The sequence below is a fragment of the Methylobacterium aquaticum genome (assembly GCF_001043915.1).
Taxonomy (GTDB): domain Bacteria; phylum Pseudomonadota; class Alphaproteobacteria; order Rhizobiales; family Beijerinckiaceae; genus Methylobacterium; species Methylobacterium aquaticum.
This window is the reverse complement of the sequence record NZ_LABX01000093.1, coordinates 1-13,144: the sequence shown is the minus strand read 5'-3', so window position 1 is coordinate 13,144 and position 13,144 is coordinate 1. Positions and strand designations below refer to the sequence as shown.

Genomic DNA, 13,144 nt, shown 5'->3' with positions numbered 1-13,144 from the left:
GCCGGTGATGACGCCGTCGCCCGGGATCTTCTGCTTTTCCATCCCGAAATCGTTCGAGCGGTGCTGCACGAACATGTCGAATTCCTCGAACGACCCGGAATCGAGGAGAAGCTCGATGCGCTCGCGCGCCGTGAGCTTGCCGCGCTTGTGCTGCGCCGCCACCCGGCTCTCGCCGCCGCCGACCCGGGCCTGCGCACGCCGCTGGTCGAGCCGTTCGAGGATGTCCTTCATGCTGTCGCCCATTCCTGAAGAAGAGTCGCGCACCCGCCGGGAGGCTTGACCGTGCCTGCGGCCTTAGCACGCGCCGGGGCACGGCGAAAACTCGGTCTTTTTGGGCGAAACGGGGATGCCGGTTGTTGGCCGGAGCCGGACCGGAACGGACAAGGCCGCGCCCTCCCCTCGCGGCGGTGGCGCGGCCCTCGACCCGATAGTCGCTGGATGGACCGGAGGGAGCCCGATCAGAGCGAGCCGTGCCCCGGCTCCTCCTCGCGGGCGAGGCGCAGCAGGCTCTGGCCGTAATTGGTTTTGGCGAAGAGCTGGCCGCGGGCCAGCACCTGCTCGCGGGTGATGAAGCCCTGGAGATAGGCGATCTCCTCCAGGCAGGCGACCTGCATGCCCTGGCGGTGCTGGATGACACGGACGAACTCGCCCGCTTCCAGAAGGTTGTCGTGGGTGCCGGTATCGAGCCAGGCATAGCCGCGGGACATGCATTCGACGTGGAGCTGGCCGCGGTCGAGATAGGCCTGGTTGACGTCGGTGATCTCGAGTTCGCCGCGTGCCGAGGGCTTCACCGCGGCCGCGATGTCGAGCACCTGGTTGTCGTAGAAGTACAGTCCGGTCACCGCCCAGGGCGATTCCGGGTTCTTCGGCTTCTCGACGAGCTTGGTGGCGCGGCCCTGCTTGTCGAGCGTCACGACGCCGTAGGCTTCCGGGTGGTCGACGTGGTAGGCGAACACCGTGGCGCCCGTCTCCCGCGCCTTGGCCTTCGCCAGGAGCTGGCGCAGGCCGGCGCCGAAGAACAGGTTGTCGCCGAGCACCAGCGCGACGGAATCGTCGCCGACGAAGTCGCGGCCGATGATGAATGCCTGGGCCAGGCCCTCGGGCTTGGGCTGCAAGGCGTAGGAGATGGTGATCCCGAACTGCTCGCCGGTGCCGAACAGGCGCTTGTAGTTGTCGATATGCTCCGGCGACGAGATCAGCAGGATGTCGCGGATGCCAGCCAGCATCAGCACCGAGACCGGGTAGTAGATCATCGGCTTGTCGTAGACCGGCAGCAGCTGCTTGTTGATCGCCAGCGTCGCCGGGTGCAGCCGCGTGCCGGATCCGCCGGCGAGCACGATGCCCTTCATGATGTGATACTCCTTCAGGCGCGGTTCGCCGCGGGACCGATCAGCTGGTCCAGGATGTCGTCGAGGGCCTCACCCCACGGGCGCGGCACGAGGCCGAAGGTGCGGGTCAGGGTCTCGGTCGAAAGCTCGGAATTGGCCGGCCGGGCGACCGGGGTCTTGAAGGCCGTGCTGGGGATCGGCGTCACCGGGACCGCCCGGGCGCCGCGCGCCGCCGCGCCGGCCATGATGGCACGGGCGAAGTCGTACCAGGTCGTCGCCCCGGCATTGACGCAGTGATAGGTGCCGGCAGGCGCCGTCTCGTCCTCGGCGAAGCGGAGCGCAATGGCCGCGAGCGCCGCCGCGAGGTCGCCGGCCGAGGTCGGGCAGCCGCGCTGGTCGTCGACCACCGTCAGCGTGTCGCGCTCACCCGCGAGGCGCAGCATCGTCTTGACGAAGTTCGCCCGGTGCGGGCTCACCACCCAGGCGGTGCGGACCACCGCGTGGCGCGGATTGCCGGTGCGGACCGCCATCTCGCCGGCGGCCTTGCTGGCGCCATAGACGCTGACCGGATGCACCGGCGCGTCGGCGGCATAGGCCCCCGTGCCGGTCCCGTCGAAGACGTAATCGGTCGAGACGTGGATCAGCGGGATGCCGGCCCTCGCCGTCTCCGCCGCCAGGTAGGCGGCGCTCAGCGCGTTGAGCCGCCAGGCCGCCGCCACGTCGCTCTCGGCCTTGTCGACCGCCGTATAGGCGGCGGTGTTGATCACCGCGGCGTAAGCCCGCTCGGCGATGGCGCGGGCGACCGCGGCCTCGTCGGTGATGTCGAGGGCATCCCGGGCCGGAGCGTGGATCACCACCCCCTCCCCCCAGGCTTGCCGCTGCAATTCGGTGCCGACCTGACCGCCGCCGCCGAGGACCAGGATTTCCCGCGTCATCGCCCTACTCCGCCGTCAGGCCGAGGCGCTCGCCGGAATAGCGGCCCTCGCGGATCGGGCGCCACCACGATTCGTTGTCGAGATACCAGCGCACGGTGTCCTCGAGCGCCTGCTCGAAGGTGCGGGTCGGCGCGTAGCCGACCTCCTTCTCGGCCTTGCTCGGGTCGATGGCGTAGCGCCGGTCGTGGCCGGGACGGTCGGTGACGAAGGTGATGAGCCGCTCGTGCGGGCCGGCCTCGGGCCGCAGCCGGTCGAAGATCGCGCAGAGCGTCTTCACCACGTCGAGGTTGTTGCGCACCGAGCGGCCGCCGAGCAGGTAGGTCTCGCCGATCCGGCCCTTCTCCAAAACCGCGACGAGGCCGCGGGCGTGGTCCTCGACGTGGATCCAGTCGCGCTCGTTCTGGCCGTCGCCGTAGACCGGGAGGGTCTTGCCCTCCAGCGCGTTGAGGATCATCAGCGGGATCAGCTTCTCGGGGAAGTGCCGCGGCCCGTAATTGTTCGAGCAGTTGGTCACCAGCACCGGCAGGCCGTAGGTCTCGTGCCAGGCACGGGCCAGGTGGTCGGAGCCCGCCTTCGAGGCCGAATAGGGCGAGCGCGGGTCGTAGCGGCTGTCCTCGGTGAAGAAGGCGCCCGGCGGCAGCGAGCCGTAGACCTCGTCGGTCGAGACGTGGAGGAAGCGGAAGGCGTCGCGCTCGGCACCTTCAAGGGTGTTGTAGTGGGCGCGGGCCGCCTCCAGCATCACCTGGGTGCCGACCACGTTGGTGCGGATGAAGGCGCCCGGCCCGGTGATCGAGCGGTCGACATGGCTCTCGGCGGCGAGATGCATCACGGCCTGCGGCCGGAACTCCGCGAACAGGCCCGGGACCGTCTCGTGGTCGCAGATGTCGGCTTCCGCGAAGCGATGCCGGTTGTTGCCCTTGAGCGGCATCAGCGAGATCGGGTTCGCCGCGTAGGTGAGCGCGTCGAGGGTCAGGACCTCGTGGCCGAGATCCTGGACGAGGTGCAGGACCAGGGCCGAGCCGATGAAGCCGCAGCCGCCCGTGACGAGGATACGCATGGGGTGGGTGATCTCCGAAAGCGTGGGTGCCCGTCCGGGCGTCAGAACAGCGGCGGCAGATCGACGAAGCGGGGCGCGACCTTGTCCTTGGCCGAGAGCTGGGCCTCGCTCTCGCTCACCGGCCAGTCGATGGCGAGATCGGGATCGTTCCAGAGCAGGTTGCCGTCATGCTCCGGGCTGTAGACGCCGCCGGCGACCTTGTAGGCAACCATCGTGTCCGGCTCGAGGGTGCAGAAGCCATGGCCGAAGCCGATCGGCACGTAGAGCTGGTGGCCGCTTAATGCGTCGAGGCGGGCGGCGACGTGCCGGCCATAGGTGGGCTGGTCCCGGCGCAAGTCGACCGCGACGTCGAGGATCGCGCCGGACAAGACGCGGATCAGCTTGGCCTGGGCGAAGGGATGGCGCTGGAAGTGCAGGCCGCGGACGGTGCCCTGTTGCGCCGAGAAGGACTGGTTGTCCTGGATGAAGTGGTCCTCGACGCCGTGAGCGGCCAGGATGTCGGCCCGGTAGGTCTCCGAGAACCAGCCGCGGGCATCGCCGTGCCGCTTGGGGATCACCAGCTTCACCGCCGGGATCGCCTGATCGATGACCTGCATCCTGCCCACCCTCCCAGTCCAGTAACGCGCCCAGTAACGCGCGCCTGATCGATGCGGGGCTCTTGCCCGGCAAACATGGCACAACGGCGTCGGCCGGCCCTGCCGCAGGCCGCATGCCCGCAGCCTCTACTTCGCACACGCGGGGTGAGCAAGATCGGCTGACGCTCGGGGCGAGCGAACGGCAAGAGCCGCCCAAGCAAGCCGGCAGTCCCGAGCATGCCTTGCGCGGGCCGGACGCGGCGGGATTTCGGAATAGACGGGCGAACGTCCGGGCTGGCGCGGGTGAATGCCCCGCACCACGCGCCTATACGGTGATGCGGGGTGCCATGAAACCCTCGCATCGCGCCGGCCGCCGCGTGCGGCCGGGATTGTCCGCGGGCCCGCATCCTGCGGGCACCTGGCGCAGGAGCCTCACGCGGCCGTGAGGGACGCCGCGATCGCCTCCAAGGCGGCCTCGGCCGCAGCCCCGTCGGGCCCGCCGGCCTGGGCCATGTCGCGGCGTCCGCCGCCGCCCTTGCCGCCGAGCCGCTCCGACCCTGCCCGCACCAGGGCGACGGCGTCGAACCGGCCGGTCAGATCCTCGGTCACGCCGACGACGAGGCCGGCCTTGCCGTCCGGCGCCACGCCGACGATCGCCACGATCCCGGAGCCGAGCCGCTTCTTGCCCTCGTCGGCCAGGCTCTTGAGATCGCGCATCTCGACCCCCTGCACGACCCGGGCCATCAGCTTCGTGCCGGCGACCTCGCGCACGCCGTCGTCGCCACCGCCGGCATCGCCCCCGCCCATGGCGAGCTTGCGGCGGGCCTCCGAGAGTTCCCGCTCCATCCGGCGGCGCTCGTCGAGGAGGGCGGCCAGACGCTCGGGCGCCTCGGCCACCGGCACCTTGAGCAGGCTGGCCAAGGCCGCGAGCTGGCGGCTCTCCCCGGCGAGGTGGCGGCGGGCGGCGTCGCCCGTCATCGCCTCGATCCGGCGCACGCCGGCGCCGACGGCGCTGTCACCGAGGATCGTCACCACGCCGATATCCCCGGTGCGCCCGACATGGGTGCCGCCGCACAACTCGACCGAGAAGGTCTTGGGCCGGCCGTCCGGGGTGCTGTCGCGACCCATCGAGACCACCCGCACCTCCTCGCCGTATTTCTCGCCGAACAGCGCCCGGGCGCCCGACGCGATGGCGTCGTCGACCGCCATCAGCTTCGTCACCACCGGCTCGTTCTGGAGCAGCACCCGGTTGGCGATCTCCTCGACCTGCGCCAGCTCGTCGGCCTCGATCGGCTTCGGATGGCTGATGTCGAAGCGCAGGCGCTCGGGCGCGACGAGCGAGCCCTTCTGGGCGACGTGGTCGCCGAGCACCTGGCGCAGGGCCTCGTGCAGCAGGTGGGTCGCGGAGTGGTTGGCGCGGATCGCCGAGCGGCGCCCGTGATCGACCTTCAGCTCGACCGCCTGGCCGAGGGTCAGGCTCCCCTCCTCCACCGCGACGTGGTGGACGAAGAGGTCGCCGAGCTTCTTCTCGGTCGCGGTCACCCGGGCCTTGAGGCCCTGGCCGGTCACCGTGCCGGTATCGCCGACTTGGCCGCCGGACTCAGCATAGAACGGCGTCTGGGTGACGACGAGGAGGCCGTCCTCGCCCGCCCGGATCGCCTCGACCTCGGCCCCGCCGCGCACCAGCGCGGTGATGACCGCCTCGGCGGCTTCCGTATCGTAGCCGAGGAACTCGGTGGCGCCGGTGCGCTCGCGAAGGGCATACCACAGGGTCTCGGTCGCCGCCTCGCCCGAGCCCGTCCAGGCGGCACGCGCCGCGGCGCGCTGGCGCTGCATCGCAGCCGAGAATCCGTCGGTGTCGACCGTGATGCCGCGAGACTTGAGCGCGTCCTGGGTCAGGTCGAGGGGGAAGCCGTAGGTGTCGTAGAGGGTGAAGGCGGTCTCGCCCGACAGGCTCTGGCCCTCCGACAGATCGCGGGTCTCGGCGTCGAGGATCGACAGGCCGCGCTCCAGGGTACGGCGGAAGCGGGTCTCTTCGAGGCGCAGGGTCTCGGCGATCAGGCTCTCGGCCCGCAGCAGCTCGGGGTAAGCCTGGCCCATCTCGCGCACCAGGGTCGGCACCAGCCGGTACATCATCGGGTCGCGGGAGCCGAGGAGCTGGGCGTGGCGCATGGCCCGGCGCATGATCCGGCGCAGCACGTAGCCGCGGCCCTCGTTGCTCGGCAGCACGCCATCGGCGACGAGGAAGGACGAGGCGCGCAGGTGATCGGCGATCACCCGGTAGGACGCCGTCTGCTTGCCCTCCGGCGCCCGGCCGACCTGGTGGGCGACGGCGTCGATCAGGCTGCGGAACAGGTCCGTGTCGTAATTGCTCTTGACCCCCTGGAGGATCGCCGCCATGCGCTCGAGGCCCATGCCGGTATCGATCGAGGGCCGCGGCAGGTCGACCCGGTTGCCCGGCTCGATCTGCTCGTACTGCATGAACACGAGGTTCCAGAATTCGAGGAAGCGGTCGCCGTCCTCCTCCGGGCTGCCGGGAGGGCCGCCCCACAACTCCGGGCCCTGGTCGATGAAGATCTCCGAACACGGGCCGCAGGGGCCGGTATCGCCCATCTGCCAGAAATTGTCGGAGGTGTTGATGCGGATGATGCGGTCGTCGGAGAAGCCGGCGATCTTGCGCCACAGGGTGGCGGCATCGTCGTCGTCGGCATAGACCGTGACCAGCAGCTTCTCGGGCGAGAGCCCAAATTCCTTGGTGACGAGGTTCCAGGCCAGCTCGATCGCCAGCGGCTTGAAATAATCGCCGAACGAGAAGTTGCCCAGCATCTCGAAGAAGGTGTGGTGGCGCGCCGTGTACCCGACATTGTCCAGATCGTTGTGCTTGCCGCCGGCGCGGACGCATTTCTGGGCCGTGACGGCGCGCTGGTAGGGCCGCTTCTCGACGCCGGTGAAGACGTTCTTGAACTGCACCATGCCGGCGTTGGTGAACATCAACGTCGGGTCGTTGCGCGGCACCAGCGGCGAGGACGGCACCGCTTCGTGGCCGTGCTTGGCGAAGTAGTCCAGGAAGGTGGACCGGATCTCGTTGACGCCACTCATGGGAAGGATCGTCTCTGCGGAAGGCGGGCCGGGCGAAGGGCGGGCGTGACACATCGGGCGCACCGGCGGGCGGCCCGCGGATGCATCCGCGTGTCTTTAGTCACGCGCTTTCCCCATGTCGAGGCGGACCGGTCCCCCTATGTGGAGGCGGCAAGCGCGGCGATCGGCCCGCCGGTGCAGGATTCACCCGCCATGACCGACGACATCCGCCTCCTCGCCTTCTCGGCCGCACTCGGCTTCGTCCACATCGTGGCGGCGTCCGCCGCGGGGCTCGGACAACGCGGGGGGTTGGCCTGGGCGGCGGGCAACCGCGACAGCGAGGGCGAGGTCACCGGCGCCGCTGCCCGGCTCCAGCGCGCCTCGAAGAACTTCTTCGAGACCTTCCCGCTCTTCGCCGCCCTGGTGCTCGCCGCTGCGGTGTCCGGCCGGCAGGGCGGCGCGGTGACGTGGGGCGCGCAGCTCTATTTCTGGGCTCGGCTGCTCTACCTGCCGATCTACGGCTTCGGCATCCCGTGGATCCGCACGCCGGTCTGGGGCGTGGCGATCGTCGGGATCGGCTTTGTCTTTGCGGGGTTGTTCGGCTGGGCAGGGCCGGGCGCGCCGTAAAGAGAGGGCCGGAAAAGACGCAGTCTTCTCCTCTCCCCCAGCTGGCTGATAGGTATATAACTTGGGATTTTCATCTCAGAAAGAAGCAAAATCGCTGAATTTCTCCTCGTTTCAAGCGGTCTGGACTGCATGATTAGAGAAACGGAAACGCCGTCAGAGAAGTTTTTTCTAAGGTATATAACCCGCAGCCCGCCGACGGGGGAGGGTTGGGCGTGGAAGCTTTATGATACAGTCGGTAGCAGTCTCGTCAGAATTGAATCGGCGGGGCTCTCATCGATTGACCTTGGTCGTATCCATGGTCGCGTCGCGTGGGTCGCGTCGCGTGCTGCTGCCGGACACCTCTCCCCATTCCGGCAGGTCTCCCCAGGCGGGAGGACGGGCCGCACCACCCTCAACACACTCCCCCACCCCATTCCTGTGCACGCAGCGGCCCCGGACCGGACCCACCGCAGCCGCCGGGCGTTTCTCCGCACAGAGACAAGGAGCGGGGGCCGATGGCGAAGCGCAAGGCAAGGCAGCGCATGACGGTGGCGGCCGAGGAGCACGTGGCGCCGCTGGTGCCGCCGGGTGCCCTCGCGGTGGCGCTGCTCTCCTGGCGCGACCGGGGCCGCCCCCTCGTCCACGTCGCCCGTGACACCCGCCGGCTGGAGGAGATTGCCGCCCTGCTGCGCGCCCTCGCCCCTGGCCTCGGGGTCGCGGTCTATCCGGAATGGGATTGCCTGCCCTTCGACCGCGCCTCCCCCTCCCGCGGCACGATGGGCGCCCGGGCCGGCGTGCTGCGCTGGCTCACCGACACCGCCCATCTGCCCGACATCCTGCTCACCACCGCCCCGGCGCTGATCCAGCGCGTTCCGCCGCCGGAGACCTGGACCGAGGCCCGGGTCGAGATCCGGGCCGGCGACGCCCTGGAGGCCGGCCAGCTCACGGCGGAGATGCAGCGCCTCGGCTACATCCTCGACGACCGGGTCGACGAGCCCGGCGAGGTCGCCCTGCGCGGCCGGACCATCGACGTGTTTCCCGCCGCCGCCCCCCGCCCCTGCCGCATCGAGCATGACAACGGCCGGGTCACGGCGATCCGCACCTACGATCCGGTGTCGCAGCGCTCCCTCGACGAGGTCGCGACCCTGGTGGTCGATCCGGCGACCGAGATCGTCCTGGCGCCGGATTCGCCCCTGCGCCTGCGGCCCTTCACCGGCCAGGAGCACCAGTTGCCGAGCCTCTACGGCCGGCTCACGACTGTGCTCGATTATGTGCCTCAGGCCCGTCTGGTGGTCGAGGCTGGGGCGGAGGCCCGCGCCGAAGCGTTCTTCGAGCAGATCGCGGAGGGACGCGCGTCGGAACCTGCGGGCAGCGGCCAGGCGGTGCCGCTCTACCTCACGCCCGTCGAATGGCGCACGGCGCGAGAGTCCCGCGAGATCGCGGTCGCGAACGACGCCGACGCGGACTCGATCGCGGTCCCGGCCTTCCTGCGCGAGCGCCGGCCTGGCACGGCCTTCTCGGCTTACTTGCGCGAGCGCCTGAAGGCCGGCGAGCGGGTGGTGCTCGGCGGCGATGGGGCCGGGCTCAAGCGCCTGTCGCGCCAGGCCGCGCGGGCGGCGGAGCGCAGCGTCCGCCCGGTCGCCGACTGGTCGGAGGCGGTCGCCGCCAAACCCGGCGAGATCGTCGCCCTGCCGGTCCCGCTCGATGCCGGGTTCCGGGTGCCGGATCTCGGCGTCACGGTGATCGCCGTCCCCGATGTCCATGGCGGCACCTCGGTGAAGCCGGGGACCGGTCAGCCGGTGATCCTGCCGATGGGCGAGGTCGATCTGCGCGTTGGCGACGTGGCGGTGGACCGCGATCACGGGCTGTGCGTCTTCGAGGGGCTGGAGCGCATCGCCACCGGCGACGGCGGCAGCACCGAGGCCCTGCGCCTGCGCTTCGCCCACGAGGCGATCCTGATGGTGCCGGTAGCCCAGGCCGACCGGATCTGGCGCTACGGCTCGGAAGAGGACGCCGTCACCCTCGACACGCTGGAGGGCGGCACCTGGGCGAAACGGCGCCTCACCACGGAAGCGGGCCTGGCGCGGGCCGCCCGCGCGATGCTGGCGGCGGCGGCGGAGCGCCGGCAGGCGCGGGCCCCCGCGCTGGTGCCGCCCGAGCGCGAGATGGAGCGGTTCGGCGCCGGCTTCGGCTTCCCGCTCACCCCCGACCAGGCGAAGGCCGTCGACGGGGTGCTCGCCGATCTCGCCGGGACGCAGCCGATGGACCGGCTGGTCTGCGGCGATGTCGGTTTCGGCAAGACCGAGGTGGCTCTGCGCGCCGCCGCCGCCGCGGTGCTCGCCGGCAAGCAGGTCGCGGTGGTAGCCCCGACGACGGTGCTGGTGCGCCAGCACCTGCGCACCTTCGCGCGGCGCTTCGCCCGCTTCGGCATCGGGGTGGCGCAGCTCTCGCGGCTCGCCAGCCCGGCAGAGGCCAAGCGGGTGCGCCAGGGCCTCGCCGACGGCGCGATCCGCCTCGTGATCGGCACCCATGCGCTCGCTGGGCGCGGCGTGACCTTCGCGGATCTCGGCCTCGTGGTGATCGACGAGGAGCAGCGTTTCGGCGCCGCGCTGAAGCAGCGCCTGCGCACCATGGCGGGCGATGCCCATGTGCTGACGCTCACGGCGACGCCGATTCCCCGCACCCTGCAAGCGGCGCTGGTTGGCCTGAAGTCGCTCAGCGTCATCGCGACGCCGCCGGCGGTGCGCCAGCCGATCCGCACGATCCTGACGCCGCTCCACGACGACACCCTGCGGGCGGCCCTGATGCGGGAGAAGGGCCGCGGCGGCCAGAGCTTCGTCGTCTGCCCGCGGATCGAGGAGATCGGCCCGATGGCCGAGCGCCTGACGCGGCTGGTGCCCGAGCTCACCACCGTCGTCGCCCATGGCGAGATGAAGCCGGCGGCGCTCGACGACATCATGGTCCGCTTTGCCGATGGCGAGGGCGACGTGCTGCTTGCCACCTCGATCATCGAGAGCGGGCTCGACGTGCCGCGGGCCAACACCATGCTGGTCGTTGACGCCGAGCGCTTCGGCCTGGCGCAGCTGCACCAGCTCCGCGGCCGGGTCGGGCGCGGCCAGCGCCGGGGCGTCACCTACCTGCTGACGCGCCCCGACCGTGCCCTCGCCCCGGCGGCCGAGAAGCGGCTGCGCACGCTGGAGGCCCTCGACCGCCTCGGGGCAGGATTCGCCATCAGCGCCCGGGACCTCGATCTGCGCGGGGCCGGCGACCTCGTCGGCGACAACCAGGCCGGCCACGTCAAGCTGATCGGGCTCGGGCTGTACCAGCACCTGCTGCATCTGGCGCTCCGGGCCGCCAAGGGCGAGCCGGCGGAGGATTGGGCCCCGGAGATCCATCTCGGCCTCGCCGGCGACGTGCCGGCGGATTACATCCCCGAGCCGGAGCTGCGCCTGAGCCTCCAGACCCGCCTCCTGCGCCTCGGCTCCGCGGAGGAGGTCGAGGCGTTGCGCGGCGAGGTCGAGGACCGGTTCGGGCCGCTGCCGGCCGGCGTGCGGGCGCTGTTCACGCTGGGCCATCTGCGGGTCGCCTGCCTCTCCCTCGGCATCGCCCGGCTTACCGGCGGGCCGCAGGGTCTGGCCGTCGATGTCCGGCCCGGCTGTGCGCCTGCCGCGATGCCGCTCGGCGACGACCTGACCGCCCGCGACGGCCGTCTGATCCTGCGCCGGCCCTGCGACGACCCGGACCGGCGCGGCGCGATGGCGGCCGAGTTCCTGAACCGGATCCAGGACGCCCGCGACCATCACGGCTGAGGCCACGTCCGGCGCCGGCTTTTCATCCGGTGCCGGAACGATCGCCAACGGCCAAGGTTTGAGTCTCACGCCCGGATCGGGTCCGCCGACGAGCCGCGCCCCATGGACAGACCCACCCCCGACCGACCACCCGAGAGCGACGAGGCCGGCCCGGACGAGAGGCCGGCCGCGGACATCGTCCTGGAGCCGCTGGCCGATTTCCCGCGGATCGACCTGCGCACGCCCGGCGAGCCGTGGGAGAAGCGCCGCGCCGCCGGCAAGGCCCTGCGCGCCAAGGTCCCGCATGACGGCCACGGCCCGGTGCCCCTGCCGGAGGACCGGCCCGATCCGGTACGGCTGATCGAGGAGGCCCAAACAGGACGCCAGGAGCGGCTGATCCCCCTGCGGGTCGCCCGGATGGCGAGTTCGCCCTTCGCCTTCCTGCGCGGGGCCGCGACCGTGATGGCTTGGGACCTCGCCCGCACCCCGACGAGCGGCATCGACGTGGTGATGAACGGCGACGCCCACATCTCGAATTTCGGCCTGTTCGGCACGCCCCAGCGCGACATCGTCCTCGACCTCAACGATTTCGACGAGGTCACGATCGGCCCGTGGGAATGGGACCTGAAGCGGCTCTGCGCCAGCATCGAGGTCGCCGCGCGCGATCTCGACGTGCCGGGCTCCGAGCGCCGCGAGGCGGTGATCGGGGCGGCCTACGGCTACCAGCACACCATGACCGAGCTGGCGCCGCAGGGGCCCCTCGACGTCTGGCACCGGGCGGCCCGGGCCGAGGACCTGGATTTCAGCGGCATCGCGATCGACGAGGAATCGCGTGCGGTGGTGGAGCGCGCGGTCGAGAAGGCGCGCAGGCGCCACAACAAGAGCCTGCTCGCCCGGGTCGGCGAGCGCCGGGTCGATGGCGGCTGGCGCTTTCGCCACGACCCGCCGATCCTGACCTGGGTCGATGGCGAAACGCGCGAGGCGGTGACCGCGGGGCTCGAGCATTACGCCGAGACCCTGCCGCGGGAGCGCCGCTTCATGCTCAGCCGCTACCACGTCGTCGACGTCGCCCACCGGGTCGTCGGCGTCGGCAGCGTCGGCACACGGGCCTACGTGGCGCTCTTGTGCGGCAACTCGGACCAGGACGTGCTCTTCCTCCAGGTGAAGGAGGCGGTCCGCCCCGCCCACGCGCCGTATGTCTCCGGGATGCCCGAGCCCTACGCCTCGCACGAGGGCGAGCGGGTGATCTACGGCCAGCGCCTGCTCCAGGCGGTCGGCGACCCGCTGCTCGGCTGGACCACCATCGACGGACGGCCCTTCTATGTCCGCCAGATGAAGAACATGAAGGGCGAGATCCCGGTCGCCTGCATGCGCGGGCAGCCCCTGGTGTACTTCTCGTGGGCCTATGGCGCGCTGCTCGCCCGGGCCCATGCCCGCACCGGCGACGCCGCGGCGATCGCCGGCTATTGCGGGCGCGATCGCCATGCCGATTTCCGCGAGGCCCTGGCGGATTGGGCGGGGGCTTATGGCGAGCGGAATGCCGAGGATCACCGGTTGTTTCTGGAGGCGATCACGGCGGGGCGGCTGGGGGGGGGGGGGGCGCGGGCGGGCGCCAACGCCGCGCCGCCCGTGGGGGGGACCGGGGGGGGGGGGGGGCCCCCCGGGGGGGGGGCGGGGCGGGGGGGGGGAAGGCGGGGGGGGGGGGGCCCCCCCCCCGGCCGGGGCCCCCAACCCCCCCGCGGCCCGCCTTCCCCCCCCCGCCGCAAGACCGGCCGCC

9 protein-coding genes are annotated in these 13,144 nt (G+C 71.3%); 3 read left to right on the top strand and 6 right to left on the bottom strand.

The features are described from left to right. From VP06_RS13020 to alaS, 6 genes are all read right to left on the bottom strand, one after another. Positions 1–231, bottom strand: a 231-nt coding sequence (locus tag VP06_RS13020; protein WP_280950207.1) for a carboxyl transferase domain-containing protein, incomplete at its 3' end; no start/stop codon positions are given. Positions 232–458: 227 nt separating this feature from the next. Then, on the bottom strand, positions 459–1,349 hold the full coding sequence (gene rfbA, locus VP06_RS13015) for a glucose-1-phosphate thymidylyltransferase RfbA (RefSeq protein ID WP_048464206.1): 891 nt from the start codon (positions 1,347–1,349) through the stop codon (positions 459–461). Between the two features lie 14 nt (positions 1,350–1,363). Next, a complete protein-coding gene (gene rfbD / locus VP06_RS13010) occupies positions 1,364–2,263 on the bottom strand; it encodes a dTDP-4-dehydrorhamnose reductase (protein WP_048464205.1) in 900 nt (299 codons plus the stop codon). A 4-nt stretch (positions 2,264–2,267) separates the two neighbouring features. Beyond that, on the bottom strand, positions 2,268–3,320 hold the full coding sequence (rfbB, locus tag VP06_RS13005; protein ID WP_048464204.1) for a dTDP-glucose 4,6-dehydratase: 1,053 nt from the start codon (positions 3,318–3,320) through the stop codon (positions 2,268–2,270). Between the two features lie 41 nt (positions 3,321–3,361). Further along, entirely contained in the window at positions 3,362–3,916 is a 555-nt protein-coding gene (rfbC, locus tag VP06_RS13000) for a dTDP-4-dehydrorhamnose 3,5-epimerase (protein ID WP_048464203.1), read from the bottom strand. 411 nt (positions 3,917–4,327) lie between these two features. Continuing rightward, positions 4,328–6,994, bottom strand: coding sequence for an alanine--tRNA ligase (gene alaS / locus VP06_RS12995; protein WP_048464202.1), 2,667 nt, complete (start codon positions 6,992–6,994; stop codon positions 4,328–4,330). Positions 6,995–7,084: 90 nt separating this feature from the next. On the opposite strand from alaS, the gene VP06_RS12990 reads away from it, so the two are divergent. The 3 genes from VP06_RS12990 to VP06_RS12980 form a co-directional block, all read left to right on the top strand. Beyond that, positions 7,085–7,600: an MAPEG family protein gene (locus VP06_RS12990; RefSeq protein ID WP_245291162.1), complete on the top strand. Its 516-nt coding sequence runs from the start codon at positions 7,085–7,087 to the stop codon at positions 7,598–7,600. Positions 7,601–8,094: 494 nt separating this feature from the next. After that, positions 8,095–11,388 (top strand): helicase-related protein, encoded by a 3,294-nt coding sequence (locus VP06_RS12985; protein WP_048464201.1) that lies wholly within the window; start codon positions 8,095–8,097, stop codon positions 11,386–11,388. A 102-nt stretch (positions 11,389–11,490) separates the two neighbouring features. Then, a partial coding sequence (locus tag VP06_RS12980) for a DUF2252 domain-containing protein (RefSeq protein ID WP_156295577.1) occupies positions 11,491–13,144 on the top strand: 1,654 nt, incomplete at its 3' end.

Bases quoted from the DNA above. Each gene is read 5' to 3' on its own strand.
- rfbA (WP_048464206.1), bottom strand. From the start codon at position 1,349: ATGAAGGGCATCGTGCTCGCCGGCGGATCCGGCACGCGGCTGCACCCG.
- rfbB (WP_048464204.1), bottom strand. From the start codon at position 3,320: ATGCGTATCCTCGTCACGGGCGGCTGCGGCTTCATCGGCTCGGCCCTG.
- alaS (WP_048464202.1), bottom strand. From the start codon at position 6,994: ATGAGTGGCGTCAACGAGATCCGGTCCACCTTCCTGGACTACTTCGCC.
- rfbD (WP_048464205.1), bottom strand. From the start codon at position 2,263: ATGACGCGGGAAATCCTGGTCCTCGGCGGCGGCGGTCAGGTCGGCACC.
- rfbC (WP_048464203.1), bottom strand. From the start codon at position 3,916: ATGCAGGTCATCGATCAGGCGATCCCGGCGGTGAAGCTGGTGATCCCC.
- VP06_RS12985 (WP_048464201.1), top strand. From the start codon at position 8,095: ATGGCGAAGCGCAAGGCAAGGCAGCGCATGACGGTGGCGGCCGAGGAG.